Source organism: Dyella sp. 01L423, from assembly GCF_056399945.1.
On record NZ_JBFTSI010000009.1, the window covers coordinates 39,075 to 64,046 of the forward strand.

The 24,972-nt window shown below is 64.3% G+C and carries 27 protein-coding genes; 11 read left to right on the forward strand and 16 right to left on the reverse strand.

Features of this window, described 5'->3' with window-relative positions; all coding sequences use genetic code 11:
• Window positions 1–99: 99 nt before the first annotated feature.
• Entirely contained in the window at window positions 100–1,050 is a 951-nt protein-coding gene (locus AC1DMY_RS19380; protein ID WP_477166497.1) for a LysR family transcriptional regulator, read from the reverse strand.
• 144 nt (window positions 1,051–1,194) lie between these two features.
• Here AC1DMY_RS19380 and AC1DMY_RS19385 point away from each other — a divergent pair, with 144 nt between their 5' ends.
• The 8 genes from AC1DMY_RS19385 (at window position 1,195) to AC1DMY_RS19420 (ending at window position 12,358) form a co-directional block, all read left to right on the forward strand.
• Window positions 1,195–2,391, forward strand: coding sequence for an efflux RND transporter periplasmic adaptor subunit (locus tag AC1DMY_RS19385; protein WP_477166498.1), 1,197 nt, complete (start codon window positions 1,195–1,197; stop codon window positions 2,389–2,391).
• Window positions 2,392–2,633: 242 nt separating this feature from the next.
• Window positions 2,634–5,834 carry a multidrug efflux RND transporter permease subunit gene (locus AC1DMY_RS19390; RefSeq protein ID WP_477166499.1) on the forward strand — a complete coding sequence of 1,067 codons (3,201 nt, stop codon included), beginning with the start codon at window positions 2,634–2,636 and terminating at the stop codon, window positions 5,832–5,834.
• A gap of 187 nt (window positions 5,835–6,021) precedes the next feature.
• Complete coding sequence (locus AC1DMY_RS19395; protein ID WP_477166597.1) at window positions 6,022–7,410, forward strand: efflux transporter outer membrane subunit; 1,389 nt, start codon at window positions 6,022–6,024, stop codon at window positions 7,408–7,410.
• 71 nt (window positions 7,411–7,481) lie between these two features.
• On the forward strand, window positions 7,482–8,171 hold the full coding sequence (locus tag AC1DMY_RS19400) for an SDR family NAD(P)-dependent oxidoreductase (RefSeq protein ID WP_477166500.1): 690 nt from the start codon (window positions 7,482–7,484) through the stop codon (window positions 8,169–8,171).
• A gap of 139 nt (window positions 8,172–8,310) precedes the next feature.
• The gene (locus AC1DMY_RS19405; protein ID WP_477166501.1) at window positions 8,311–9,282 is read left to right on the forward strand and encodes a TolB family protein; all 972 of its coding nucleotides are present in this window, start codon (window positions 8,311–8,313) and stop codon (window positions 9,280–9,282) included.
• 123 nt (window positions 9,283–9,405) lie between these two features.
• Window positions 9,406–10,482 carry a sensor histidine kinase gene (locus AC1DMY_RS19410; protein WP_477166502.1) on the forward strand — a complete coding sequence of 359 codons (1,077 nt, stop codon included), beginning with the start codon at window positions 9,406–9,408 and terminating at the stop codon, window positions 10,480–10,482.
• Window positions 10,479–11,252, forward strand: coding sequence for a LytR/AlgR family response regulator transcription factor (locus AC1DMY_RS19415; protein ID WP_477166503.1), 774 nt, complete (start codon window positions 10,479–10,481; stop codon window positions 11,250–11,252). Before AC1DMY_RS19410 ends, AC1DMY_RS19415 begins: the two co-directional genes overlap by 4 nt.
• 128 nt (window positions 11,253–11,380) lie before the next feature.
• Window positions 11,381–12,358 carry a TolB family protein gene (locus tag AC1DMY_RS19420; protein WP_477166504.1) on the forward strand — a complete coding sequence of 326 codons (978 nt, stop codon included), beginning with the start codon at window positions 11,381–11,383 and terminating at the stop codon, window positions 12,356–12,358.
• On the opposite strand, the gene AC1DMY_RS19425 is transcribed toward AC1DMY_RS19420, so the two are convergent.
• The 13 genes from AC1DMY_RS19425 to AC1DMY_RS19485 all read right to left on the reverse strand — a co-directional run bounded on the left by AC1DMY_RS19425 (window position 12,352) and on the right by AC1DMY_RS19485 (window position 21,114).
• The gene (locus tag AC1DMY_RS19425; RefSeq protein WP_477166505.1) at window positions 12,352–13,254 is read right to left on the reverse strand and encodes an alpha/beta fold hydrolase; all 903 of its coding nucleotides are present in this window, start codon (window positions 13,252–13,254) and stop codon (window positions 12,352–12,354) included. The genes AC1DMY_RS19420 and AC1DMY_RS19425 overlap by 7 nt on opposite strands.
• A 69-nt stretch (window positions 13,255–13,323) precedes the next feature.
• Window positions 13,324–13,785: an N-acetyltransferase family protein gene (locus AC1DMY_RS19430; RefSeq protein ID WP_477166506.1), complete on the reverse strand. Its 462-nt coding sequence runs from the start codon at window positions 13,783–13,785 to the stop codon at window positions 13,324–13,326.
• Window positions 13,782–14,873, reverse strand: coding sequence for an AI-2E family transporter (locus tag AC1DMY_RS19435; protein ID WP_477166598.1), 1,092 nt, complete (start codon window positions 14,871–14,873; stop codon window positions 13,782–13,784). Before AC1DMY_RS19435 ends, AC1DMY_RS19430 begins: the two co-directional genes overlap by 4 nt.
• A gap of 71 nt (window positions 14,874–14,944) precedes the next feature.
• Window positions 14,945–15,256, reverse strand: coding sequence for a hypothetical protein (locus AC1DMY_RS19440; protein ID WP_477166507.1), 312 nt, complete (start codon window positions 15,254–15,256; stop codon window positions 14,945–14,947).
• Window positions 15,253–15,714: an ABC transporter ATP-binding protein gene (locus AC1DMY_RS19445; RefSeq protein ID WP_477166508.1), complete on the reverse strand. Its 462-nt coding sequence runs from the start codon at window positions 15,712–15,714 to the stop codon at window positions 15,253–15,255. The genes AC1DMY_RS19440 and AC1DMY_RS19445 overlap by 4 nt, the downstream gene beginning before the upstream one ends.
• Before the next feature lie 20 nt (window positions 15,715–15,734).
• The gene (locus AC1DMY_RS19450; RefSeq protein WP_046970654.1) at window positions 15,735–16,100 is read right to left on the reverse strand and encodes an ElaB/YgaM/YqjD family protein; all 366 of its coding nucleotides are present in this window, start codon (window positions 16,098–16,100) and stop codon (window positions 15,735–15,737) included.
• 83 nt (window positions 16,101–16,183) lie between these two features.
• Window positions 16,184–16,339, reverse strand: a complete 156-nt coding sequence (locus AC1DMY_RS19455; RefSeq protein ID WP_046970653.1) for a DUF1328 domain-containing protein — start codon at window positions 16,337–16,339, stop codon at window positions 16,184–16,186.
• A gap of 130 nt (window positions 16,340–16,469) precedes the next feature.
• Window positions 16,470–17,090, reverse strand: coding sequence for a YbhB/YbcL family Raf kinase inhibitor-like protein (locus tag AC1DMY_RS19460; RefSeq protein ID WP_477166509.1), 621 nt, complete (start codon window positions 17,088–17,090; stop codon window positions 16,470–16,472).
• Between the two features lie 55 nt (window positions 17,091–17,145).
• Window positions 17,146–18,240 (reverse strand): PQQ-dependent sugar dehydrogenase, encoded by a 1,095-nt coding sequence (locus AC1DMY_RS19465; RefSeq protein WP_477166510.1) that lies wholly within the window; start codon window positions 18,238–18,240, stop codon window positions 17,146–17,148.
• Between the two features lie 58 nt (window positions 18,241–18,298).
• Complete coding sequence (locus tag AC1DMY_RS19470) at window positions 18,299–18,688, reverse strand: DUF3224 domain-containing protein (protein WP_477166511.1); 390 nt, start codon at window positions 18,686–18,688, stop codon at window positions 18,299–18,301.
• A gap of 75 nt (window positions 18,689–18,763) precedes the next feature.
• Window positions 18,764–19,771: a YheT family hydrolase gene (locus AC1DMY_RS19475; RefSeq protein ID WP_477166512.1), complete on the reverse strand. Its 1,008-nt coding sequence runs from the start codon at window positions 19,769–19,771 to the stop codon at window positions 18,764–18,766.
• Window positions 19,768–20,586, reverse strand: a complete 819-nt coding sequence (locus AC1DMY_RS19480) for a lysophospholipid acyltransferase family protein (RefSeq protein WP_477166513.1) — start codon at window positions 20,584–20,586, stop codon at window positions 19,768–19,770. Before AC1DMY_RS19480 ends, AC1DMY_RS19475 begins: the two co-directional genes overlap by 4 nt.
• A gap of 51 nt (window positions 20,587–20,637) precedes the next feature.
• Window positions 20,638–21,114 (reverse strand): Lrp/AsnC family transcriptional regulator, encoded by a 477-nt coding sequence (locus AC1DMY_RS19485; RefSeq protein WP_477166514.1) that lies wholly within the window; start codon window positions 21,112–21,114, stop codon window positions 20,638–20,640.
• A 145-nt stretch (window positions 21,115–21,259) separates the two neighbouring features.
• Between AC1DMY_RS19485 and phhA the strand changes: the two genes are divergently transcribed.
• Together phhA and AC1DMY_RS19495 are read left to right on the forward strand one after the other, a co-directional pair.
• Window positions 21,260–22,150, forward strand: a complete 891-nt coding sequence (gene phhA, locus AC1DMY_RS19490; RefSeq protein ID WP_477166515.1) for a phenylalanine 4-monooxygenase — start codon at window positions 21,260–21,262, stop codon at window positions 22,148–22,150.
• A 166-nt stretch (window positions 22,151–22,316) separates the two neighbouring features.
• On the forward strand, window positions 22,317–22,934 hold the full coding sequence (locus AC1DMY_RS19495) for an OmpW/AlkL family protein (RefSeq protein WP_477166516.1): 618 nt from the start codon (window positions 22,317–22,319) through the stop codon (window positions 22,932–22,934).
• A gap of 69 nt (window positions 22,935–23,003) precedes the next feature.
• Here AC1DMY_RS19495 and AC1DMY_RS19500 read toward each other — a convergent pair whose 3' ends face one another.
• Both AC1DMY_RS19500 and AC1DMY_RS19505 read right to left on the reverse strand, forming a co-directional pair.
• Window positions 23,004–23,687 carry an RES family NAD+ phosphorylase gene (locus tag AC1DMY_RS19500; protein WP_441601786.1) on the reverse strand — a complete coding sequence of 228 codons (684 nt, stop codon included), beginning with the start codon at window positions 23,685–23,687 and terminating at the stop codon, window positions 23,004–23,006.
• Between the two features lie 163 nt (window positions 23,688–23,850).
• A complete protein-coding gene (locus AC1DMY_RS19505; RefSeq protein WP_477166517.1) occupies window positions 23,851–24,243 on the reverse strand; it encodes an MbcA/ParS/Xre antitoxin family protein in 393 nt (130 codons plus the stop codon).
• 162 nt (window positions 24,244–24,405) lie between these two features.
• Here AC1DMY_RS19505 and AC1DMY_RS19510 point away from each other — a divergent pair, with 162 nt between their 5' ends.
• On the forward strand, window positions 24,406–24,948 hold the full coding sequence (locus tag AC1DMY_RS19510; RefSeq protein WP_477166518.1) for an SRPBCC family protein: 543 nt from the start codon (window positions 24,406–24,408) through the stop codon (window positions 24,946–24,948).
• Window positions 24,949–24,972: the final 24 nt, after the last annotated feature.

Consider the following 24,972-nt stretch of genomic DNA (forward strand, 5'->3'; position numbering starts at 1 on the left):
AGACGGAGCACAGCCCAACAGGTCACCGAATGAAGCGCCTGAAATGCGTATGAAGAATTCTGAAAGCGCACAGCTGTGCGCTTCCACAGGGTTGCGCGGTCAGGCGCTGAGCCGCTCCGGCACCGCCGCCATCACCGGCTTCTTGTGCTTGCCCGGCTCGCTGGTCTGCTCGAACACTTCGCGCACCCACTCGATAAAGGCCTGCACGCGGGCGGACAAGTGCTTCTTCTGCGGGTAGACGATCCATACCGGCTTGCCGGTAGAGGTAGTGTCGGTCATCACCAGCTCGAGTTTGCCGAAGTCGAGCATGCAGGCGGCGATGACATGCGGCGCCTGGGTGATGCCCAGTCCGGCGACCACGGCCTGGATCACCGACTCGGCATCGTTGATCAGCAGATGCGCGTCGATATCCACGGCGACCTGGCCGCTCGGCGTCTCGAACTGCCACTGGCGCGGGCGGCCGTTGGGCATGATGTAGTTGATGCAGCGGTGATCCTTCAGATCCTCGATGCTCTGCGGCGCCCCATGCTTCACCAGGTAGTCCGGCGAGGCGATCATCACGTTGCGCAGGTAGCCGATCTTGCGGGCGATCAGGCTGGAATCTTCCAGTGGCCCGACCCGGACGGCGCAATCGATGCCTTCCTCGTTTAGGTCGTAGGGGTAATCGCACATCGACAACTCCAGACGAATGTCCGGATAGCGCTGCTCAAATTCCGCCAGCCTGGGGATGATCACGGTACGGCCCACGGCGGCCGGCACGCCGATGCGCAGCTTGCCGGTCGGCTTGCGCTGGGCGTAGCCCAGGGCCTCGGTCGCCTCGGTCAGATCAGCAAGGATCTCCTTGCAACGTGCATGGAACGAGGCCCCATCGTCGGTCAAACGCAGCGAACGCGTGGACCGGAACAAGAGCCGGGCACCCAGCTGTTCTTCCAGTCGGGACACGGCGCGGCTGACACCGGAGGGGGTCATGCCCAGTTGGGCGGCGGCCGCGGCAAAGCTCTTGGCTTCGACGACGCGGACAAACGCTGAGATTGCGGCAAAGTCTTCCATAGGCTGGATTTTCACCCCATTCGTGACTCGCAGTCACTATTGCGTTGCATCAAAAAGCATTTATTGAACCAGATAGTACACCTAATCTTCCGCACCTGATCGTCGGGGTACCCCCACGTCGACGAGTTCATTCCGGGAGCGCACATGAAAAACCGATGGATCCTCGCCATTCTTGCCCTCGCCGTGGTGGGCGGCAGCTGGGCCCTGTTGGGCCATAGCGCCGATACCCACGCCCAGGCCGGACCGCCGCCCGCCCCCGCCGTCACCGTGTCCCAGGTCCTGGTCCGCCCGGTGGACGACGCGGACGAATTCACCGGCCGCCTGCAAGCGGTCGACACCATCCAGCTGCGGCCCCGCGTCAGCGGATATGTGGACTCGGTGCACTTCAAGGAAGGGGCGATCGTGCGAAAAGGCGATCTTCTTTTCCGCATCGATCCGCGTCCCTACCAGGCCGAAGTGGACCGCCTGAGCGCCAACCTAGGCCAGGCCAAGGCCGAGCAGGTGCTGGCCCAGTCCAATGGCGAGCGTGCCCAGCGCCTGCTCGACCAGCATGCGATTTCCAAGGAAGAAGCCGATCGCCAGCAGACTACGGCGCAGAGCGCCAAGGCCCAGGTGGCTTCCACCACGGCTGCCTTGGATGCCGCCAAGCTCAACCTGAGCTTCACCGAAGTGCGCGCACCGATCGATGGTCGCGTGAGCAATGCGCTGGTGACACCCGGCAACCTGGTGACCAGCAACGACGTGCTGACCAGCGTGGTGAGCGTCAATCCGATCTATGCGTACTTTGATGTCGACGAGCACAGCTATCTGAAGTTCGATCGCCAGCGTCGCGAGCATGGCGCCGCGCCGCAGATCTCGATGGCGCTCGCTGACGAAAAAGGGTTTCCCCACACGGGCCGCGTCGACTTCGTCGACAACCAGCTACGCGCCGGCAGCGGCACGATCCGCCTGCGCGCCGTGTTCGACAACGCCGACGCCGGCTACACGCCCGGCCTCTACGTCCGCATCCAGCTACGCAGCGACAGCCGCCAGCCGCGCGCCCTCGTGGACGACCGCGCCGTCGGCGCCGACCTTGGCAACAAGTACGTGTACGTGGTCGACAAGGACCGCAAAGTCGAATACCGCCGCGTCGTCACCGGCCCGCTACTGGACGGCCTGCGCGTGGTTACCGAAGGTCTGGACGCCAAGGACACCGTGATCGTCTCGGGCATCCAGCACGTGCGTCCGGGCGTGGAAGTGAATCCGACCAAGGTGGCGATGGAGACGCGCAGTCTGGATCCGAGCAAGCAGATTGCGATGGCGGGCAGCGCTTCGGGCAAGAACGCTGCGCAGCAGAAGTAACGCTCCCCAGCCCGTCATTCCTGCGAAAGCAGGAATCCAGTGACTCTGCTTTGACTCACAAAGGCACTGGATCCCTGCTTTCGCAGGGATGACGGGTAGGAAAGGCAACGAGTAACACATGAACGCCCTCGCTCCTTTGAGCCGAGGGCCAGGGACGCTTTGTCTGCGCACCACGCAAACAAAGCGCCGGAAGTCCCCGCCTCGCGGGGCATTGGTGCCAGCGAGCAACCAGGACGAATGCAATGAAAATCGCACAATTCTTCGTGGACAGGCCGATTCTGGCCGGCGTCCTCTCCGTGCTGATCCTCATCGCGGGCAGCATTTCGCTGTTCAAGCTGCCGATCAGCGAATACCCCGAAGTCGTACCGCCTACCGTGGTCGTGCGCGCTTCCTATCCCGGCGCCAACCCCAAGGTGATCGCCGAAACCGTCGCCACGCCGCTGGAAGAACAGATCAACGGCGTCGAAGGCATGCTCTACACCAGCTCGCAGTCCACCAGCGACGGCGCGATGACGTTGACCGTCACCTTTGCGCTGGGCACGGATCTGGACAACGCCCAGGTGCAAGTGCAGAACCGCGTCGCGCAAGCGCAGCCGCGCCTGCCCGAGGAAGTGCAGCGTCTTGGCGTGACCACGCAGAAGAGCTCGCCCGACCTCACCATGGTGGTGCACCTGATCTCGCCCGATCAGCGCTACGACATGCTGTATCTGTCGAACTATGCGCGCCTGCATATCAAGGATCAGCTCGCCCGCCTCGATGGCGTCGGCGACGTGCAGATCTTCGGCGCCGGCGAATACTCCATGCGCGTGTGGCTCGATCCGCAGCGCCTGGCCTCGCGCCAGCTCACCACGGGCGACGTGGTGCATGCGATCCAGGAACAGAACATCACCGTGGCAGCGGGCGCACTGAATGCACCACCGGGCCCGACCAACTCCGCCTTCCAGCTCAACATCAACACGCAGGGCCGACTGATCACCGAGGAAGACTTCCTCAACATCATCGTGCGCAAGGATGCCGATGGCTCGTTCACGCATCTGCGCGACGTGGCCCGCGTGGAACTGGGTTCGAACAACTACGCGCTGCGCAGCCTGCTCAACAATCAGCCGGCGGTGGCGCTGCCGATCTTCCAGCGTCCGGGCTCCAACGCCATCCAGATCTCCGATGAAGTCCGCGGCCTGATGGCGGACCTGAAGAAGGATTTCCCGCAGGGCGTGGATTACCAGATCGTCTACGACCCGACCGTGTTCGTGCGCGGTTCGATCGAAGCGGTAGTGCATACGTTGTTTGAAGCCATCGCGCTCGTCGTGCTGGTGGTGATCCTGTTCCTGCAGACGTGGCGTGCCTCGATCATCCCGCTGGTCGCCGTGCCGGTGTCGTTGATCGGAACGTTCGCGGTGATGCTGATGGCGGGCTTCTCGCTCAATGCGTTGTCGCTGTTCGGCCTGGTGCTGGCGATCGGCATCGTGGTGGACGACGCCATCGTGGTGGTGGAGAACGTCGAGCGACATATCGAGCACGGCTTGTCGCCGAAGGAAGCCACGCGCAAGGCGATGAACGAAGTGACCGGACCCATCGTGGCCACGGCGCTGGTGCTGTGCGCAGTGTTCGTGCCGGCGGCGTTCATCAGCGGCCTGACCGGTCAGTTCTATCGCCAGTTCGCGCTGACCATCGCGATCTCGACCGTCATCTCCGCCTTCAACTCGCTCACCCTCAGCCCGGCGCTGGCTGCCTTGCTGCTCAAGGACCGCGATGCGCCGAAGGACAAGCTGAGCTTGCTGATCGATCGCGCCTTCGGCTGGCTGTTCCGTCCGTTCAACCGCTTGTTCATCAGCAGTGCGAACCGTTACGTCGGTGGCGTGAAGCGCATCCTGCGTTCGGGTTCGATCGCGCTGATCATCTACGGTGGGCTGGTGTTGCTCGGCCTGTTCGGCTTCGCCCATGTGCCGACCGGTTTCGTGCCGCCGCAGGACAAGCAGTACCTGGTGTCGTTCGCGCAGTTGCCGGATGCCGCCTCGCTTGATCGTTCGGAAGACGTGATCCGTCGCATGAGCGATATCGCGCTCAAGCAGCCGGGCGTGGAAAGCGCCGTGGCGTTCCCGGGTCTGTCGATCAACGGCTTCACCAACAGCACCAACTCCGGCATCGTGTTCGTGACGCTCAAGCCGTTCGAGGAACGTCGCGATGCGTCGTTGTCGGCCGGTGCGATCACCGCCGCCCTGCAACAGAAGTACGCCGGTATCCAGGACGCCTATATCGCGATCTTCCCGCCGCCGCCGGTGAACGGCCTGGGCACGATCGGTGGGTTCCGTATGCAGGTGGAAGATCGTTCCGACGCGGGCTTTGAGGAGTTGTACAAGCAGACGCAGAACCTGATCCAGGAAAGCGCCAAAGTGCCGACGCTGGCAGGTCTGTTCTCCAGCTATCAAGTGAGCGTGCCGCAGATCGATGCGGACGTGGATCGCGAGAAGGCCAAGGCCGAAGGCGTGGATCTGGCCGATGTCTACCAGACCATGCAGGCGTACCTCGGTTCGCTCTACGTGAATGACTTCAACCGCTTCGGTCGCACCTATCAGGTGAACGTTTCCGCCGAGCCGGGCTTCCGTCATGAGCCGCAGGACATCCTGGGCCTGAAGACGCGCAGCTCGACCGGCGAGATGGTTCCGCTGGGTTCATTCCTCACGGTGAAGCAGACCGTGGGCCCGGATCGTGTGCAGCACTACAACGGCTATCCGACCGCCGAGATCAATGGCGGCGCGGCGCCGGGCTTCAGCAGCGGCCAGGCACAGGCGGCGATCGAAAAGCTGGCCAAGGACAACCTGCCCAATGGCATGACGTTCGAGTGGACCGAGCTGACCTACCAGCAGATTCTGGCCGGCAATACCGCAGTGCTCGTGTTCCCCTTGTGCGTGCTGCTGGTGTTCCTGGTGCTGGCCTCGCTGTACGAAAGTCTGCTGCTGCCGCTGGCAGTGATCCTGATCGTGCCGATGGTGCTGCTGTCTGCGATCTCCGGTGTGTGGATGACCGGTGGCGACAACAACATCTTCACCCAGATTGGCTTGATCGTACTGGTGGGCCTGGCGTGCAAGAACGCGATCCTGATCGTGGAGTTTGCCCGCGAAGCGCAGATCATCGAAGGCATGGACCGCACCCAGGCGGTGTTGGAAGCGGCTCGCCTGCGACTGCGCCCGATCCTGATGACCTCGTTCGCTTTCATCATGGGCGTGGTGCCGCTGGTGACCTCGCACGGTGCGGGTGCGGAGATGCGTCATGCGATGGGTGTGGCGGTGTTCGCCGGCATGCTGGGCGTCACCTTCTTCGGCCTGATCTTTACGCCGCTGTTCTATGTGCTGGTGCGCGGCTGGGGCGAACGCAACAGCGAACGCCGCCGCGCTCGCAAGGCCGCACGCCTTGCGCAGTCCAGCAACCTTATCGAGGAGCGTTGATATGTCCTTCTTCAAGAACCTCAAAACCTCACTGCTCTCTCTCCCTGCGAGGGAGAGGGGCCAGCGGAACGACACGCTTGAGTCGGGCATTGGCCATATGGATTTCGCCCTGGCCGATGACTGCGCCTGCGAACCCGTATCCCGCCACAGCACCGCCAAGAAAGTCACCGCCATCGCCGCCGCCATCATGCTGTCCGGCTGCGTGAGTGTCGGCCCCGACTATCACGCGCCACAGGAAAAGCCGGTGGCCCTGCAAGGTGTCAATGCGCAGGAGTCGACCCAGACGTTCCAGGCGCAGTGGTGGAAGCAGTTCAACGATCCGACGCTGGAGGCACTGATTCAGCGCGCGGCGGCGAACAGTCCCGACCTGAAGATCGCCTATGCGCGCCTGCGTGAATCACGCGCCTTGCTCGGCGTGGCGAAGTCGCAGCAGATTCCCGATGTGGAAACCGTGGCGAACTATTCACGTGCCCGCGAACAGCAGCCTGGCTTCACCGATCAGCGCACCACCATCACCAGCTATCAGGCCGGCTTCGATGCCAGCTGGGAAATCGATCTGTTCGGTGGCGTGCGTCGCTCGGTGGAAGCCGCGCGTGCCGACGCCGGTGCCAGTGAAGCGTCGCTGCAGGATGCACAGGTCACGTTGTTCGCGGAAGTCGCGCGTTACTACTTCGACCTGCGCGGCGTGCAGCTGCGCATCGACGTGGCCAATCGCGACATCGAGAACCAGCGCGAATCGTTGCGCCTGATCCACGCTCGTTCCGATATCGGTACCGGCTCGGAGCAGGACGTGGCGAGCGCGACCGCGCGACTGAACTTCGTGGAGGCTCAGCTGCCCACCCTGCAGACGATGGCCCAGAACGACACCTCGCGTCTTGCCGTACTGCTGGGCGAGCGTCCGGGCGAGCTGGATATCGATGTCTCACCGAAGGGCTTCAAGCCGATCGATGTGGCGCTGGATATCGGCAACGCCGGTGACGTGCTGCAGCGCCGGCCGGACATCCGTATCGCCGAACGCGAACTGGCCGCCGCCAATGCGCGCATCGGCGTGGCCAAGGCCGACTACTACCCGCATATCCAGCTGGGCGGTTTCCTCGGCTTCCTTGCGGGCCGCAGCAACGATTTCGGCGGGGCGCAGTCGCGCGCCTGGTCGATCGCGCCGAGCATCAGCTGGTCGGGCCTCAATGTGCAGCGCGTACGTTCCAACGTGAAGGCCAGCGAGGCCCGTTCCGATGCCGCTCTGGCGAGCTATCAGCGCACCGTGCTGCAGGCAGTGGAAGATGTGGACAACGCCATCGTCGGTTACAACCTGCAGCGTGAGCGCGTGCTCAAGCTGCAGGATCAGGTGACCAATAGCCGGCATGCGGCCGATCTGGCGCGCATCCGTTACAACGAAGGCGCTGCCGACTTCCTGCTGCTGCTCGACGCCGAGCGCACGCAGCTGGAAGCGGAGGACTCGCTGGCCGATGCGCAGGCCGCGATCAACCTGCGCGCCGTGTCGGTGTACAAGGCGCTGGGCGGTGGCTGGCAGGCTTGCGCCACCGAGCGTTGCGATCAGCTGGCCGCGACGCCATGAACGCGGTGGCGTTTCCGGGGAGGCCTTCACGACGTCGCGCGGCGGCGGCCGACCCGGAGCCGTCACAGCGTGTGGCGCTGATCAGCGGCGCCAATCGCGGATTGGGCTTTGAAGTATCGCGTCAGCTAGCCGCCGAAGGCGTCACCGTACTGCTTGGCGCACGCCGTCCGCTGGCCGGCGAAAAGGCGGCGCGGCAACTGCGACGCGAAGGCGGCACGGTGGTATCCGTGCCGCTGGATGTCACCTCGCTCGAGTGCGTGCGCGAACTGGCCGCTCGCATCGAGGGCGAATACGGTCGGCTGGATATATTGATCAACAATGCCGGCGCGTATTTCGATGTCGACAACCAGGCATCGTCGGTCGATCTGAGCCTGGTCCGGCAGGCGCTGGAAACCAACCTGATCGGTGCCTGGCAATTGACCGAGGCCATGCTTCCGCTGATGCAGCGGCATGGCTATGGTCGCATCGTGAATGTCTCCAGCGGCTGTGGCGCCATCGACAGCGACGGCGCGAGCTGTCCCGCCTATCGCGTGTCCAAGGCCGCCCTCAACAGCCACACGCGCATGCTCGCCGCGGAACTCGCCGGCAGCGGCATCCTGGTCAATGCGGTGTGCCCCGGCTGGGTCGCCACCGACATGGGTGGCCACGGTGGAAGGCCTGTCGCCGATGGTGCCGCCGGTATCGTCTGGGCCGCCATGCTGCCGTCGCGCCCGGCCGTCAACGGCGGCTTTTTTCGCGACAGGCAGCGCATCGACTGGTAGCGCATAGCGCCGGTGGTCCATGGTGAGAGACCGCTCGTGTCTCCCACCACACCGGTCGTCACAAAAGCGGCGACGCCATCCCGCGATCGCTCTAGCTTGTGCGTGCTGAAGGGCTCACGTTGGCCCGGGAGTGCGCACCATGTGGCAACAGATGATCTGCGTCGTGCTGCTGGCGATCTGGCCATTGCTGCCATCTTCATCGATCGAGCCATCGACGGCCGCGCCGACTGTATTCGTTCCGGGCGGCGACCTGCATGCCTCCGATGACGCCTCACCCGCATTCACACCGGACGGCGGCACGGTCTATTTCATGCGCGGATCCGACCATGGCGCCATGGTGATGACGTCGCACCGCGTCGACGGACGCTGGTCGACGCCCGCAGTGGCGCCATTTTCCGGCCAGTGGCGCGACGGTGACCCAGCGATGTCGCCGGACGGTTCGTTTTTGCTGTTCGCCTCCAACCGGCCCGCCACCAAAGACGGACAAGCACTCGACGCTATCCGCAAGGGCCAGCGTCTGGTCGGCCAGGGCATGAACCTGTGGCGCGTCGACCGCAAGGGCGATGGCTGGAGCGAACCGGTACGCCTGCCCGACGTCGTCAATACCTGCACCAGCACGTTCGCACCCAGTATTGCGGCGGACGGCAGTGTCTATTACATCGGCTGCGCACCCGATGGCGTGCTGCGTCCGCTGCGCGCAGCGTACGAGCACGATCAATACCAGCCACCCTATGTGGTGGCCGTGGGCGACAAGGATGCACAGATTCGCGATGTCGCGATTGCGCCCGACCGATCGTTCATGGTGTTCAGCATCAAGCACGAGCCCTCGCAGCCGTATCGGCTGGCGATTGCCTTCCACACCGACGACAACTGGAGCACACCGCAGGACCTCGGCGACGAGGTGAACGGTGGCACGCACAATATGGGCTCTCAGCTGGGCTGCGACCATCGCACGCTGTATTTCTCCAGCGATCGCGCGCTGCCTGCGTCGCTTTCAGGGAAAGCATCGAGCGCCAACGCCGACCATATCTGGCGCGTCTCGCTCGCTCCCTGGCTGGCCAGGCTGGGCGATCGCCTGGTGGCGGCCGCCGCAGCCTGCATGGCAAGTTGAGGATGGCTTGAGCGAGGCCGCACTAACGATGTCTTCAGGCACTGTTGCCGTACATTACGGACGTCCAGACTGGGGGAGTTCACTGCAGCGGCTCGTGCCTGCGAGGTTCCGGTGTCCGACCTGATGACTGCGCCACGCTGGAAGATCTGGGCACTCGTGTTCGTCTTCTGGACCCTGCTCGGCCTGTCCTACACCGCCAGCTCGGTGATCTCGATGATCAGCGAGGGCGAGGTGTTCACCTGGACACGCCCGTTCACCTGGAATCTCACCAACGCCTACCTGTGGATGCTGCTCACGCCCGTCGTGGCCTGGCTGGGAAATATGGGCGGTCGAGGCAGCTGGCGCCGCTTCTGGGCGGTGCACTTGCCCGCCAGCATCATGCTCGCGGCATTGCAGGTGATGCTGGTGCTGTCCATCTACTGGACGCTGTGCGGGCCGCCCCTCTCGCGACCGAACATCAGCTTCAGCGCGTTCTCGCGCATGCAGTTCGCCTATAACTTCCATCTCAGCTGGCTTACCTACGGTGTGATCCTGGTAGTGCTGCGCGCCATCGATTCGCAGCGCCGGTTGCGCGATGAGCGCCTGCGCAGCTCGCAACTGGAAACGCAGCTCGTGCAATCGCAGCTGCAGACTTTGCGTGTGCAACTGCAGCCGCACTTCCTGTTCAACACGCTCAATGCGATTTCGGCGCTGGCGCTGGCAAACCCCGTGCAGGCGCGGCAGATGATCGCGCGGCTGAGTGACTTTCTCCGCCTCACCCTGGAAGAGCGACACGCGCAACAGGTGCCGCTATCGCGCGAAGTGGAATTCCTCACCTGCTATCTCGGCATCCAGCAGGTGCGCTTCCAGGATCGTCTGAGCACCCACATCGATGTTTCCGCCGACACCCTGCGAGCACTGGTGCCCAACATGATCCTGCAGCCGCTGGTGGAGAATGCGCTGCGCCACGGGCTGCTCGAGAAGACGGAGCGCGGCACGCTGCATATTTCCACGCGCCGCGATGGCGACAATCTGTTGCTGCGCGTGGACGACGACGGCATCGGCCTGCCGCCCGGCGGTCCCAAGGACGGGCTGGGCCTGGGCAATACGCGCACCCGGCTGGACATGCTGTTCGGCCAGGACGCGACCTTGGAACTGCAAAGCAAGCCCGAGGGCGGCACACGGGTGGAACTGCGCTTTCCGTTCCGGGAGGCCGCATGACCGCGCCGCCCATCCGCACGTTGATTGTCGACGACGAAGTGCTGGCGAGGCTGGCCATCCGGCAGGCGCTCGCTTCGCACGTGGATGTGGCGATTGTGGGTGAATGTGGAAACGCGAACGAAGCCAGGCAAGCGATCGAAGCGCTGGAACCGGACCTGATGTTCCTCGATATCCGCATGCCGGGCATGGATGGCTTCCGCCTGTTGCACGGACTCAAGCGCGACAGCCTGCCCATGGTGGTCTTCGCGACTGCGTACGGGCAGCATGCATTGCGCGCCTTCGACGCGAATGCGATCGACTACGTGCTCAAGCCGATCGACCAGGAGCGCTTCGACCAGGCGATGGAACGCGTGCGGCGCCATTGGCAGGGACTGCACGCCTTGCCCGTCCCGGCCACGCCTACGGCTTCGGGTGCAGTGCAGGCGCCCGCATCGCCCTATCTGCAGCGGCTAAGCGTCCAGCACGGCGAACATATTCGCGTGATCGCCGCCAGCGACATCGACTGGATCCGCGCGGACGGCAATTACGTACATATCCATGCCGGCAGCGCGACTTATCTTCATCGCGAGTCGCTGCGTCATCTGCTTGCGGTGCTCGATCCGACCTGCTTTTTGCGCATACATCGCGGCATCGTGGTGAACGTGGAACGCATACGCGAAGTGCACCCCCTGTTCCAGGGCAGCGCCGAAGTGGTGTTGCAGGACGGCACGCGGCTTAGCCTCAGCCGTCGCTTCCGCCTGCATGCGCGTCGCGCCCTGGGCATGGCCTGACCGCCGACGCACCTGCGTCGACCGCTCATCACGCCGCTCTCGCCGCCAGTCACAAACCTGCTGCAGCTCGCATACCTGTGCTCCATGGTGAGGCGGACCCACCGTCCCCCTCTGCTGGAGCATCGTGCATGCCGTCGCAACTGTTCATCCCGGCCGGCCTGTTGGCCCTCGCCCTGATTGCCGCCAACGCCGGTGCGGGCGAGTTGGTCGGGCCAGGCGTGATCTCCACCGGCTTGCAGGAAACTTCGGCGGCCGTCAGTCCCGATGGCAAGTCGCTGTATTTCATGCGCTCGGATTTTGCCGAGAAGGACGACACCATTCTTGTCTCGCATCGGCGCGGCCAGGACTGGACCACGCCCGAGGTCGTGTCGTTTTCCGGCCAATGGCACGATTCCGAACCGGCGCTGTCACCGGATGGCAAGCGCCTTTACTTCGTCTCCAATCGGCCTGTGCATGAAGGCGACGTGCCGGTGATGGCCGAAATGGGCGGCCAGACGTTTGCCGGCACCAACCTCTGGTACGTCGAACAACTGGCGGACGGCCGTTGGGGCAAGCCCGTGCATGTCGATGGCGCACTCAACGACGGCGCGATGATCTACAACCCTTCGGTCGCGTCCAATGGCGACATCTACTTCTCGGCGCACCGCGACGATTCGGGCAAGGCGTATCAGATCTATGTGGCGCACCGCACCACCAACGGCTACGCCAAGCCGGAGCGCGTCGAGCTGGGCGATCTCGAACATAACCGCATGGATCCTTGCGTCGATCCGCAGCAACGCTTCCTGATCTACGCCGGCAACGAAGGCGATTCGTTGGGCAGCGCGGACTTGTACATCGCCTTTCGCGAGCCCGATGGCCGCTGGGGCAAGCCGCTGCACCTGGCTGGCGACGTCAACAGCACCGCGCTGGAAAATGCGCCCTCGCTGGGCCGCCAGTTCGGCGAGCTGTATGTCTCGAGCAGCCGCCAGAGCACGGTGAATTTTCCCAAGCCGAAGGACGATATCGCGTCACTCCAGCAACGATTGGGCGAACCACTCAATGGTTCGCGCAACCTGTGGCTGTTCGACATCAGCGATGTGCTGAAGGCGCATGGCATCGATCATTGACTCGGCGCGGGCGCGATGGCCGTCAACCATGCACCGACCGCCTCGCGCACCGTCGCCAGCGACGCGGGATCGGCGGCCCACTGATGGGACATGCCGGCCAGCTGGCGACACTGCAGTCGCGATACTTGATCGCCATACAAGGGCTTGAGGCCAGCGCACAGCGCCGACACCGCTTTCCCGCCAAGCACCGAATCGTTCGCTCCTTGCAGGAACAGCAGGGCGGGACGATGTCGCGCGATATCGGCGGTGTGTGCGGCGGCGTCGGTCTGACGCGCCAGTTCGCGCGACGCGGGCGACCACGCATAAGTCTTCCCCGTCGCCTGCTCATAGGCCTGCACCGAGTCACTCAGACCCGTTGATGGATTGAGCAGAACCGCGGCGCCGATCGGCACCTTGCGCTGCGATAACGCGTAGAGCGCCGCTGCACCGCCGGCGGAAAAGCCCACCACGCTGACCGGGCTGCCAGCCTTCATGCAGCCATGCTGGACCAACGCCGCGATCACGGCCGGCAACTCATCCTCGGCGCCAGCGACCACAGGTTTAAAGACCTCCAGCCCAACGTCCTCGCTTTGGCGGCGCGCCAACTCTTTCATGCCGCCAGCGGGTGCACGTGCGCCGAACAGCGGCAAGCCCAGATACACCTTCACCGCATCGACATCATCGAGAGGCAGCGCATCCATCATCGCGCTCTCGCTCGCCGGCGGGCCGAAGCCGTGCCAGAGGATGATCGGCGCGCTGTCGATATGCGCTGGTATGCGCAGGATGGCGGGCACGCCGTTGAACGTGGCTCGCGTGACTGTCGGAGCGACCTGGCCCGCCGTCTCGCACCGAGGGTGCACGTCGGCCGCCGTCGCGGCCCATACCGTGGAAGAACCGCCAATGAGAAGCAGCGCCATGGCGCCGAGCCGGACCGCGAACGAAACGTGCATAGCGTTTACCCGCGTCGAAGTAATCCTACGGCGACGCTACAACGGCTTGCGGTAGACAATAAACCCTGACTTCTCGGCTAGCTGGTCATAAAGCTGCATGGCCGTCGCGTTGGTTTCGTGGGTCTGCCAGTACACGCGCGCTGCACCGGCCTGGCGTGCCCGGGCATACACCCCTTCGATCAACGCGCGTCCGACACCCATGCCACGCGCCGTCGGCACGGTGAACAGATCCTGCAGATAGCAGCTATTGGCCCGGCTGATGGTGCTGCGATGGAACAGGTAGTGCGCCAGTCCCAGCAACTGGCCATCGCGTTCGGCCACCAGTGCATGCATCGGTTCGTCGTCCGCGAGAAAGCGCGACCACGTCTCACGCGTGACGTCTTCCGCCAGCGCGGTTTCGCCGCTGCGACCGTAGAATGCGTTGTAACCATCCCACAGCGGTTTCCAGGCACTGAAGTCCCGCGCGTCGACCGCGCGTATCGCAAACGAAGCCGTCAACGCTGCACCATGCGTGCAAACCAGCGCCAACCGCGCACGCGTTCGGCCACCAGCTTGGCGCTGGTGAGCATCGGCACCGCCAGCAGCGCGCCCGGTATGCCCCACAACCAGCCCCAGAACAGCAGCCACAGCAAGATCGCGATCGGGCTCAGGCGCATGCGATGCCCCTGGATCAGCGGCGTCACCAGGTTGCCTTCAAGCGCCGTGATGCCGGCGAAGGTGAGCGCCGGCAGCAGGGCTGCGCCCGGCTCGTTGAAGTTGAGCAAGCCGACCACCGCCAGCACGGCCGTGGTGCTGATCGCGCCTACGTAGGGAATGAAGTTGGCCAGCATCGCCACCGTGCCCCACAGCAAGGGATCGGGCATGTGGTAAAGCCACAGCATGCCGGCGGTGACCGCGCCGAGGCCAAAATTGATCAACGTGGCGGTGAGGATGTAGCGCGACACCTCGTACTGGATGCCGCGTACCACGTGCACGGCATGTCGCTTGTAGCCGAAGTTGGGCGAGGCCTCGACCAGCCGCCGCAGCATCAGGTCACCGTAGACCAGGAAGAAGAACACCAGCAACACCACGGTGAGCACGCCGGCCAGGACCTTCGGCGTGGTCGCCACTATGTCCCACACGGTAATGGAGAGCGGCGACTGCGCCGAAGCCTGCACCTTCGTGGGCCCCGTGAGGCCTTGGGTGGCGCGGTTGGCCGCCTCGAGCGGCTGGGTAAAGTTGCGCAGTTTCGGAATAAAGCTGCGTATCGCCGTCGGTGCTTCGTGCACCCAACCGAGGGCGGGCTGGGTGAGCGCGCCCACGCCGAATCCGATGGCCGTCATCAGGCCGATCATCAGCACGCTGGCCGCCAGCCAGCGCGGTATCCCGATGCCCGAGCAACGCGCCACGATCGGATTGAGCGCAAGGCCGATGAACGAGGCGAGCACCAGCGGTATCAGCAGCTGCTTGGTGATGGTCACCGTATACATCAGCGCCAATGCCAGGAAGATGTTCAGCACGACACGGATGCTGCGCAGATGCCGGCGCGCACTCTGCGTGCGCTGCACCCGCAGCAGATTCAGCCGCGGCTCGCGGCTGGGCACCATCGCGTCGACGGGTACCTCCGGTGGCGCCGCGTCACCTTCAGCGACGGGCGGCAGCGATGAGATCGGCGTGTTCATGTGAAGTCGCCGGTGTCCTGCGTGAAATCGCCGGCGTTCTGCGTGAACTCGGCCACCAGCCGCATGGCCTGGCCCACGACTTCGGCGGCGGTGCCGCTCAGCAGCGCGCCCAGACCCGGCACGCGCAGCGGATGCACGTTGAGCTTGCCCAGCACGAAACCCGCGCCCGCGGCCAAGCCTACGGTGGTGAGCGGATGACGCTGTCCACGCGCCAACAGGGCTTGCGCGGGTACGGCCAGCTCCTCGCGGGCGTCCTGTGCACGGTCCTGCGCTACACGTACCGCATGCAATTGCTTGAAGAGGCTCACGGCACGTCCTCCGGGTTGCGGCCCTGCGGACCGGGGCGACGCAGGGTGTCACGCATCATCGCACTCCACTCGCTCCGCGTCGCGGGCAGCGTCATCCAGTGCATGCAGCGACGGAACAACAGCATCGCGCCAGCTAGAAACAGCAGCTCCACCAGCGATAGTGCGGCCAACGCCCACGCCCACGAGCCGAACCACTGCGCCAGCAGCCAGCCGATCAGGCCCAGCAGGGTCAGCCCCATGCCTACGGCCGCCACCGTGGCGACCAATCCGGCGATGAGCAGCCAATGGACGGCGCTGCGCGCCAGTCCCAGTTCGGCGGACAACAGCTTCAGTTGCGCCCCGAACAACTTTTGAAAAGCCCGACCGAGACGGCCGATATCGTCCAGCAGGCCCGGTGGCGCAGGAGGTGGCGTCTCGTCAGGCGCGGCGGGCGCGTCTTCGCGTCCGGTCTGGTCCATCCCCTGTCCTCAGTCGTCTATCAGCGACGGAGTATGCGGCCAAGCAGCCAGCCGGCGCCAAGGGCGATGGCTACGGACTGCACGGGTTTTTCGCGCACATAGTCGCGGGCACGGTCCAGCCATTCATCGGCGCGGTCAACCGCCTCGTCGTAGACCTCACGGCCACGCTGGCGATATTCGTCGGCCTTCTCGGTCGCGCGGGTGGCCGTATCGGCGGCCTTGTCGGTGGCGCGATGCAAGCTGTCCTCGACCTTGTCGGCCGCGCGATCCACCGCTTCCTTGGTGTTGGTCACGGCGCTGGTGGTCGCCTGCTTGATGCGCTCGGCACGTTCCTCGATGCGCTCGGCAGCGGTGTTTTCCTCGTGCGCCTGGACTTGCTTGTTCATGACGTTCTCCGTTGAAGCGGACATGCAATGGTCTTGAATCGGTGCCGCGAAGCGCATCGGGGTTCAACCCGATGCGCTGTCACTCAGCTCGCACGCCTGAAAAAGGCGATGACGGCCAGGATCAGGAAGACGATAAACAGGATCTTCGCGATACTGGCAGCGGTGCCGGCAATGCCGGTGAAACCGAACAAGGCAGCAATGATGGCTATGACCAGGAATACCAGGGCGTAGTGGAGCATGGGGCGATCCTCTCAGCGGACATGACATCGTCCTGCCGACCATTCACCCACAGCCCATGCCTTGCGAGCGTGAAAATGATCTCAGCGCCAGCCGCCCTTTGGTCGCCGTTCACGCTGGCTACAAGGTCGTCTAGACGGCTGCTGGATTGATCGTATAGCTGCCCATCAGCTCGGCCTCGGCCAGCACATGGCCGTCCATCGCCGTGCGCAACTCGTTGACGGTGAAACCATCGGCCAGCTTGAGGCTTTCCACGTCCAGAGCGTACAGGCGGAAATGGTAGTGATGCACGATGGAGTCATTCCACGGCGGGCACGGACCATCGTAGCCGAGATATTCGCCGCGCATGTCGGCATCGCCAGCGAACCAGCCGGTGTAGTCGTTCACGCCCTGCACGCTGCCCGGCGGGCCATACGGCGCGCGCTTGCCGCGCGGCACGATGCCGTCACTGCAGGCGCCCTCGGCGAGCTCGCCGCATTCCACCGGGATATTGGCCATCAGCCAGTGCACGAATTCCACGCGCGGCAAATCGGCAGGCACGGTGCGCCCTTGCTGGTTCACGTCGTCCGGCTTGCTGGGCACGTCGAAATCGAAAACCGCCAGCACGAAGGAACGCGTGGCATGCGGTGCATCCTTCCACGCCAGATGCGGGCTGAGGTTGTCGGCCAGGGCAAACGGTTCGCCGCGCTTGCCGAAGGCCAGTCGGGTCGGCATCGCCTGACCGTGTTCGAAACTATCGCTACGCAGTTGCAAGATCGTTCTCCGGGTTCAAAGCGAGTGGGTGCAGCGTCGCGCAAACCGCGCCGCCTCAGGGGTTTTGGTAAGTCACGCGGTAGAGAGCGCCGGCCAGGTCATCGCTCACCAACAGGCTGCCATCGGGGAGCGGCTGCACGTCGACCGGCCGGCCCCAGGTCTGTTCGTTCTGCTCGAAGCCATCGAGCAGCGGATCATAGGCGGTCACTTTGTCGCCGCTGAGATGCACGACCATCACGCGATAGCCGGACTTCTTGGTGCGATTCCACGAGCCATGCTCCGCCACGATGATCGCGCCCTTGTAGTTGGCGGGGAACTGCGAACCCTCGTAAAAGCGCATGCCCAGCGCCGCCACGTGCGCACCGAGCTTGTAGACCGGCGCGGCGTAATCCTTGCAGTTCTTGCCCTGGCCGAATTCCGAATCCAGCGTGTCGCCCTGGTGGCAATAGGGATAGCCGAAGTGCTCACCCACGTGCGACAAACGATTCAACTCATCGCTGGGCATGTCGTCGCCCATCAGGTCGCGTCCGTTATCGGTGAACCACAGCTGCCTGGTCTTGGGCTGCCAGTCGAAACCCACCGTGTTGCGGATGCCGAAGGCGACATCTTCCAGGCCGCTGCCATCGGCGTTCATGCGCGTGAGCTTGGCGTAGTCCTTGTCTTTGTCGCACATATTGCACGGCGCACCGATCGGCACGTAGAGCTTGCCGTCGGGACCAAACGCGATGAATTTCCAGCCGTGATGCGTCTCGGTGGGAAACTTGTCGTAGATCACTTCGGGCTTCGGCGGATCATCGAGATGATGCTCGATGTCGCGCAGCACCAGGATCTTGCTCACCGCCGAGATGTACAGGTTGCCATCCTTGAACGCGACGCCCACCGGCAACTGCAAGCCACTGGCGATCACGCGCACCTTGTCCGCGCGGCCGTCGTTCTTGCTATCGGTGAGCGCGTACACCTTGCCCGCGCTATTGGAGCCGACGAACACCGTGCCCTTGGCACCCAGCGTGATCTCGCGCGCGTTCGGCACCTGGTCCGAGTACACGGCAACATGGAATCCCTTGGGCAAGGTGAGCTTGTCCAGCTGGGGCGCTGCCATGGCGGTACTGGCCACCAGGCATCCCAGCAAACCCAGCATCAACTTGCGCATGACGGCACTCCAGCGGGAGTGTTGAAGCGTAGCGCCATCGCGGCGACGGGGAAACGTTTCACGTCAGGCTGTATTCGAGGTCGTAGGAATGCACGCCGTTGGCAACGGTGATGGTGAGCGCGCCTTCGATGCCCGCCAGTTCGTCAGTGCCCGAATCGGGCACGATGGTTACCGACAGCTGCGGCGACCCGCGATGCATGCTGCCGCTGTGTTGCAGTGCGAAACGGCCGTGGCGCCCCTGCAGGCTGCCCTCGACCCATTCCATCGCCACATAGCCGGCCGAACCGTCGATCGGCGTGCCGACGGCGAGCATCGTTCCCTTGCTATGGGCCTGCAGGTCGCCCTGGAAGTGCTTGTCGATGATCAGGCGGCCGATGCCCGGATCGTCCACGCCCGCCTGCGGAGGCTGCGGCGTGATCTTCACTTCGAACGTGCCCTTGGCATGCATGGCCGAGTCTCCAGGCAGAACGGTGGTGAGGCGGATGATGGAATGCCGTTGTGACAGCCACAAGGCCGCGCAGTTCTACTGTTGCGCCACCACGGCATTGAAACGTGCAGCGATGTACTCGTCAGTGAAGCTGGTCATGTCCCAGCCGCGGATATAGCCGCAATGGCCACCGTAGTCAGAGATATCCAGCTCGACATTGGCTGGCAGATCAAGTCGTTCGAATGCCGCCACCGGGATCACTGGATCGTCGCGCGCGGTAAGAATGGTGCACGGCACGTGCATGCCTTCCAGTGCGCGACCGGCGACGGAATAGCCATCCAGATAGGCTTCGAGCGAACCGAAATCGGTGTGCCGCGAAACCAGCGACGCGGTCAGTCCGCGCAGACTCTGCTTGAGCTCGGCCAGTTCGAAATACTGCACATGCGGGAAGGCTGCCTGCTTGGCCTGCAGCGAACGCCGCCACTTGTGCATGAAGTACGCCTGGTAGAACCACGGCGCCTGCCCTTCCAGCGAAAACAGGCCTTCGCCCGGATCGATGATCGGGCACACCGCCAGCGCATAGCTCAACGGCAGGCCAGCTGCGGGCGCATGCATGGCCGCGCGCAGCGCGAAGTTGCCGCCGAGCGAAAAGCCCGCCAGCACCATCGGCCGCGACGGAAAGCGCTGCGCGATATCACTCAGCGCATGCACCACTTCGTCGATGCGGCAGGAATGGAACAACGCCTCGTTGAGGTGATGGCTGTCGCCGTGATCGCGGAAATTCAGGCGGAACACGTCCCAGCCATCGGCCAGCAGGCGGCTGCCGGTCTGCAGTACGTAAGTAGAGTCGACGCTGCCTTCCCAGCCATGGAACAGCACGGCGAGGCCGCGTGATTCCGCTTGCGTCTTCTGCATGGTGTAGGCACCGGTGAGGCGCACGCCGTCACCGCCATCCACCACCACCGGCTGGGAGTCCTGCAACACGGTCTGCGCCGCCTTGGGCAGCATCAGGCGCCGCACGCCGCTGGAGGACAGCATGGTCTGGATGTGGCCACTGCGTAGCGGCCACGGTGGCTGAAAATCCTTACCCCGGGGAAGCGTCATGCGTGTCTTTCGTTTTCCGGCTTGTCTTCCAGCGCCATCGCAATGCGCTCGCGCGAGGTTTCCGCCATGCGGCGGCGCGCGTCCGGCGCAGCCGGCACGGGTTCAAGGAAATGCACTTCGGCGTCGAGCGGGGCTTCGCCCAGCAGGCGCAGGAAGTTCTGCATGAAGTTCTCGTGCTCGCGGAAACCGGCATCGAGCACACGGCGACCGTCGCGCGCGAAACGCAGCGCCACCGGCTGCACCGGCACTTCGGCGTCAAGCGCCGCCTGGAAAATACGTGCGTGGAAGACGCGCAACACGCCGTTGTGGCCGGTGCCGCCTTCGGGGAAGACCGCCACCGAGCGCCCGCCGCGCAGCCGATCCACCATCACCTGCATCACCGCCGCCAGCGAATGGTTGCTGCCGCGGCGATGGAAAATGGTGCCGCCCGCCGACGCCAGCCAGCCGACCAGCGGCCAGTTGGCGATCTCCGCCTTGGCCACAAAACAGGCCGCGCGCTGGCTGTGCAGCAGCTCGATGTCGATCCATGAGGTGTGATTGGCGACGAACAGCACCGGGTCCGCCAGCGGCTGGCCAACGCGCACCGAGCGCAGGCCGAAGATGCGCAGCAAGGCCGTCGACCACCAGCGGATGGTGCGATGCGCAAACGGCTCGCGGCCATCCTTCATCACCACGTCACGGCGCCAGGTAAGCACCAAGGCACACAACAGCACGCCTAATACGATGTGCAGCAGCAGCAGCGGCACGCGCCAGAAGTAGCGCAGGGGCCGAATGACGTCTCGGCGGGCTGGGGCGGAGAGGGATTGGCTATTCATCAGTCCGGTTAGTTTAGCGTTAGTCGACCCCTGCGTCCCCGCGTCGCAGCATCAATGTTCCGGCTGCGAGAGGGGCAGCGCCGAGGACCGCTTCACGGTCCGCAGCACGAAGCTGGAATTGACATCGGCCACCCCTGAAGCGTTCAGCAGGCGATCCAGCAGGAAGCGCGAAAAATCCTGCAGGTCAGCCACATAGACATGCAACAGGTAGTCCATGTCGCCGGTCAGCGCATAACAGGACACCACCTCCGGCCAGCCGTTCACCAGCTCCACGAAGCGCTCGACCACGACGCTCTCATGCTTGCTCAGCTGCACGCGGACAAAGGCCTGCAAGCCCAGCCCAACGGCCTGGGGATCGACCTGGGCGGTGTAGCCGGTCAATACGCCGTCGGCTTCCAGGCGCTGGAGGCGGCGCAGACAAGCCGAGGGGGACAGGCTGACCTTGTCGGCCAACTCGGCATTGGTGATGCGGCCGTCGGACTGCAGGACGGCCAAAATCCGCAGATCGGTGCGGTCCAGGGTAGCCATGGCAATAAATCTCCATAGATACGTATGAGGGAACACGATTATTGCTTAACTGAGCTGAATCAATGCAATAAAACAATCATCGTGCGCGGCAATCGCCCTATGCTGGCTTATCCAAGCAGGTTGGCCTTGTTGCCAGGAGCACGTCATGAACACCCCTCCCCGCCGCGTCGAACATCAGCAGACTGACCGCGGCTATGTACCGGTGTATGCCACCGGCGTGGTGGAGCAGCCGTGGGCGGATTACTCGGCTACCGACCATGAGGTGTGGGACACGCTCTACCAGCGCCAGAGCGATCTGCTGCCCGGCCGCGCCTGCCAGGAGTTCCTGGATGGCGTGGCACGTTTCGGCATGGGCGCCGGTGGCATCCCCAAGTTCTCCGAGCTCAACAAGGTGCTGGGCGCCGCGACCGGCTGGGAAGTCGTCGCGGTCGAAGGGCTGCTGCCGGACGAAGTGTTCTTCGACCATCTCGCGCATCGCCGCTTTCCGGTCAGCTGGTGGATCCGCAAGCCGGACCAGCTCGACTACCTCAGCGAACCTGACCTGTTCCACGACTTGTTCGGCCACGTGCCGCTGTTGCTCAACCCGGTGTTCGCCGACTACATGCAGGCCTACGGCCGCGGCGGCATGAAGGCCTTTGCGATCGGCCCCGAAGCGTTGATGAACCTCACGCGCCTGTACTGGTACACGGTGGAGTTCGGCCTGATCAACACCAAGGACGGCATGCGCATCTACGGCGCCGGCATCGTGAGCTCCAAGGGCGAGTCGATCTACTCGCTGGATTCGGCCTCGCCCAACCGCATCGGCTTTGGCCTGGAGCGCGTGATGAGCACGCGTTACCGCATCGACACGTTCCAGCAGACGTATTTCGTCATCGACAGCTTTGAACAGCTGTTCGAGGCGACGCGTCCGGATTTCACGCCGATCTACGCCAGCCTGCGCGAGCAGCCGGCGCACGCGGCCGGCGACGTGCTCGAGGGCGACCGCGTGTTCACGCGCGGCAACCGCGAAGGATGGGCGACCAACGCCGACACCTGATCGTCGGCACATCGATGATCAAAGGAAGGCCCGCCACGTGCGGGCCTTTTTCTTGCGCGCGCCTGCGTCCGAATGCCCTACGAACACAGGACCTGGATCAACAGCGAGCAACGACTTCCTAACGACCATGACGTTGTCCCCAACGAAAACAAGATGGAACAACGCCATGAAAGTCCTGCTTCCCCTCGTCATCGCCGCCGCTCTTGGCACGCTCGCCGCTCCCAAGGCCCACGCCGAAGGCACCGACTCGTGGGTGCTGCGCGTCGGCGGCGCCGTGGTCGCCCCCAAGGACAACAACGGCACCCTCGCCGGCGCACGCGCGAACGTGAGCAGCAGTACGCGCCCGACCATCGATCTCGAATACATGTTCACCCCGAACTGGGGCGTGGACGCGCTGGGTGCGTGGCCGTTCCTGCATGACGTCAAGCTCGCTGGCCTGGGCACGGTGGCGCGCACCAAGCAATTGCCGCCGACCTTTGGCGTCAACTATCACTTCATGCCCGATGCGGCCTGGTCGCCGTTCCTTGGCGTGGGCGTCAACTACACCAACTTCTTCGGCACCCATGCCACCGGCGCGCTCTACGGCAACAGCGTGAGCATCGCCAATAGCTGGGGCGGCGCCGTGCGCGCGGGCTTCGACCTGAAGATTTCGGACAAGTGGCTGGCCACCGTGGACGTGCGCTGGGCTGATATCGAGAGCGACGTGAAGGTCAACAACACCAAGGTAGGCACCGCCAAGATCGATCCGGTGGTGTTCGGCGCCAGCGTCGGCTACCGCTTCTAAGGGGAGACCAGTCGGCAAGGAAGCCGCGCGGGCCCTTCGCAAGAAGGGCCCTGTTTTTCCAGCGGGTACTCAGCCGCGCTTCCATTCATCCACGGTGAGCACCTGGCCGATGCGTTTGCCGTCCCAGCGATACATCAGGTGCTGCGCCTGCACGCAGGGCGCCACGCGATCGGGATAGAACACGGCCACGCATTCGCCGCCGGCATGCCGCACGCTGTCGTAGACCAGCCCGTCGGAACCCTGCTCGCGCAGCTTGCGCGCCAGCGCGACGCCCGCGGCGTAGTTGTCCGGATCGTGCTCGGGCTTCCAGCCGCCACGCAGGTCGTGCAGCTTGGCCTGGATGCTGGTGCTATAGCAGCGCATCTCGATATCGCAGGGCGGTTCGGCGGTTGCCGCAAGAAACAGCTCGCGGTGATAGACCGTTTCTTCCACCGCCGTGGCCACGCTGTGCGCGGCGTAGAACACACCCCAGCTGCCATCCGAAAAACGGCTGCCTTCGGGATTGAGATGGGTAAACGCCGCCATCACCGGCGTGCTGCCGGGACCACTGATGCGTCGATCCGGCGGGACCAGATGCAGGTCGCCGATATCATTGCGCAGACGCGGATTGGTCATCGCCTCGATCGCGTACAGCGCTTCGAGATCGCCAGGGTCAGCAATACGGTCGAACACGCCGATGGGCGGAAAGCGGCTGGGCACGATGCGGTAAGCGTGACCCCAGCGGACGCGTTTGAGCGGTGGAATGTCGGCCATGACGTGAAGCTCTCGCGCGGTCTGCCAGAGGGGAGAAGTATGGCCTGAGGGCGTATCGGGGGTTGCGACGTAACGCGCAGGGTTTTGTCTGGGGTAGGTGTCTGAGGAAGACCGCGACGCCGCGGTCGCGCACAAGGTGCGCTCCTACAACAGGTGTCGGGGGTCAGCCGCGTTGGGCGTCAAGGTACTGGCGCACCACATAGAGGTCGGCGACGTTGCCCGAGCGCATGCGTTCCAGTGCCGATTGGCCGCCGAACAAGCTGGAGCGGTTGGCGCGATGGACCCAGCCGTCCGCCTGGTCCGCATCGGGAAACAGGATCTGCAGGTCCTTGAAGATGCCTAGGAGGTAGCTGATGCGCTCGAGCGTGTCGCGCCCCAGGGTGCCGCTCTGCAGCCGCTTCCACTTGTAGAAAGTGGATTCCGGCGGATCGCCCAGCAGGCGGCGCTGGTCGGCAATGCGCAGGTTCCAGCGCTCGGCGATATTGAAGAAAGCGCGCAAGGCGGGGCCGCCGAGATCGGCGATGGGATGGGTTTCAGGCTGGAGATGAGCCGCCATGGTTCAACTCTCCCAGTGAAGTTAGGAGCCAATTTACTCCACTGATGCATTTTTCGCCAGTGGGCCAGTCATCTTCCGTTCGGCCAGTACAGCGCGTGCGCGGGCGGCCGCATACTCGGCCCGCCCGGTGACGCCCACGTGGCATCGATCAGAGGGAAACCCATGCGCATTCAAGCCATTGCCGCCGCCACGCTGCTGTCGTTTTCTGCCCTCGCCGCCCACGCCGAGGTGAGGGAAGCCACGCCCGATCACCTGTTGATCCAGGACGCCCGCACGATCCACGCGCCGCCCGAGAAGCTCTATGCCGCGCTGATCGACGTGGCCAAATGGTGGAACAGCGAGCACACCTACTCCGGCGACGCCTCGCACCTGAGCCTCAAGGCCGAGGCCGGCGGCTGTTTCTGCGAGCGCTGGAACGACCAGAGCGTGCAGCACGGACGGGTGATCTGGGCGGCACCAGGCCATTTGCTGCGCATGGATGCGGCGCTGGGTCCGTTTCAAGCCATGGCCGTGCAAGGCGTGCTGACCTTCACGCTCAAGCCCGCGCCGGAAGGCACGGCGCTGGCACTCGAATATCGCATCAACGGTTCCAGCGCCAGCGGGCTGGACAAGATCGCGCCGGTCGCCAACGGCATGCTGATGGAGCAGCTGCAGCGACTGCAGCGCTATGCGGAAACCGGCAAGAGCGTGCCGGCAAAACCCTGAGCTTCCCGGCCATGCCACGACCCC

Coding starts and splice junctions, on each gene's coding strand:
- AC1DMY_RS19450 (WP_046970654.1), bottom strand. CDS start 16,100: ATGAACAAGCAAGTCCAGGCGCACGAGGAAAACACCGCTGCCGAGCGC.
- AC1DMY_RS19500 (WP_441601786.1), bottom strand. CDS start 23,687: ATGGCCGACATTCCACCGCTCAAACGCGTCCGCTGGGGTCACGCTTAC.
- AC1DMY_RS19390 (WP_477166499.1), top strand. CDS start 2,634: ATGAAAATCGCACAATTCTTCGTGGACAGGCCGATTCTGGCCGGCGTC.
- AC1DMY_RS19405 (WP_477166501.1), top strand. CDS start 8,311: ATGTGGCAACAGATGATCTGCGTCGTGCTGCTGGCGATCTGGCCATTG.
- AC1DMY_RS19455 (WP_046970653.1), bottom strand. CDS start 16,339: ATGCTCCACTACGCCCTGGTATTCCTGGTCATAGCCATCATTGCTGCC.
- AC1DMY_RS19465 (WP_477166510.1), bottom strand. CDS start 18,240: ATGCGCAAGTTGATGCTGGGTTTGCTGGGATGCCTGGTGGCCAGTACC.
- AC1DMY_RS19495 (WP_477166516.1), top strand. CDS start 22,317: ATGAAAGTCCTGCTTCCCCTCGTCATCGCCGCCGCTCTTGGCACGCTC.
- AC1DMY_RS19425 (WP_477166505.1), bottom strand. CDS start 13,254: ATGGCGCTGCTTCTCATTGGCGGTTCTTCCACGGTATGGGCCGCGACG.
- AC1DMY_RS19485 (WP_477166514.1), bottom strand. CDS start 21,114: ATGGCTACCCTGGACCGCACCGATCTGCGGATTTTGGCCGTCCTGCAG.
- AC1DMY_RS19410 (WP_477166502.1), top strand. CDS start 9,406: ATGACTGCGCCACGCTGGAAGATCTGGGCACTCGTGTTCGTCTTCTGG.
- AC1DMY_RS19385 (WP_477166498.1), top strand. CDS start 1,195: ATGAAAAACCGATGGATCCTCGCCATTCTTGCCCTCGCCGTGGTGGGC.
- AC1DMY_RS19470 (WP_477166511.1), bottom strand. CDS start 18,688: ATGCATGCCAAGGGCACGTTCGAAGTGAAGATCACGCCGCAGCCTCCG.
- phhA (WP_477166515.1), top strand. CDS start 21,260: ATGAACACCCCTCCCCGCCGCGTCGAACATCAGCAGACTGACCGCGGC.
- AC1DMY_RS19415 (WP_477166503.1), top strand. CDS start 10,479: ATGACCGCGCCGCCCATCCGCACGTTGATTGTCGACGACGAAGTGCTG.
- AC1DMY_RS19480 (WP_477166513.1), bottom strand. CDS start 20,586: ATGAATAGCCAATCCCTCTCCGCCCCAGCCCGCCGAGACGTCATTCGG.
- AC1DMY_RS19445 (WP_477166508.1), bottom strand. CDS start 15,714: ATGGACCAGACCGGACGCGAAGACGCGCCCGCCGCGCCTGACGAGACG.
- AC1DMY_RS19395 (WP_477166597.1), top strand. CDS start 6,022: ATGCTGTCCGGCTGCGTGAGTGTCGGCCCCGACTATCACGCGCCACAG.
- AC1DMY_RS19510 (WP_477166518.1), top strand. CDS start 24,406: ATGCGCATTCAAGCCATTGCCGCCGCCACGCTGCTGTCGTTTTCTGCC.
- AC1DMY_RS19435 (WP_477166598.1), bottom strand. CDS start 14,873: ATGGTGCCCAGCCGCGAGCCGCGGCTGAATCTGCTGCGGGTGCAGCGC.
- AC1DMY_RS19475 (WP_477166512.1), bottom strand. CDS start 19,771: ATGACGCTTCCCCGGGGTAAGGATTTTCAGCCACCGTGGCCGCTACGC.
- AC1DMY_RS19380 (WP_477166497.1), bottom strand. CDS start 1,050: ATGGAAGACTTTGCCGCAATCTCAGCGTTTGTCCGCGTCGTCGAAGCC.
- AC1DMY_RS19420 (WP_477166504.1), top strand. CDS start 11,381: ATGCCGTCGCAACTGTTCATCCCGGCCGGCCTGTTGGCCCTCGCCCTG.
- AC1DMY_RS19505 (WP_477166517.1), bottom strand. CDS start 24,243: ATGGCGGCTCATCTCCAGCCTGAAACCCATCCCATCGCCGATCTCGGC.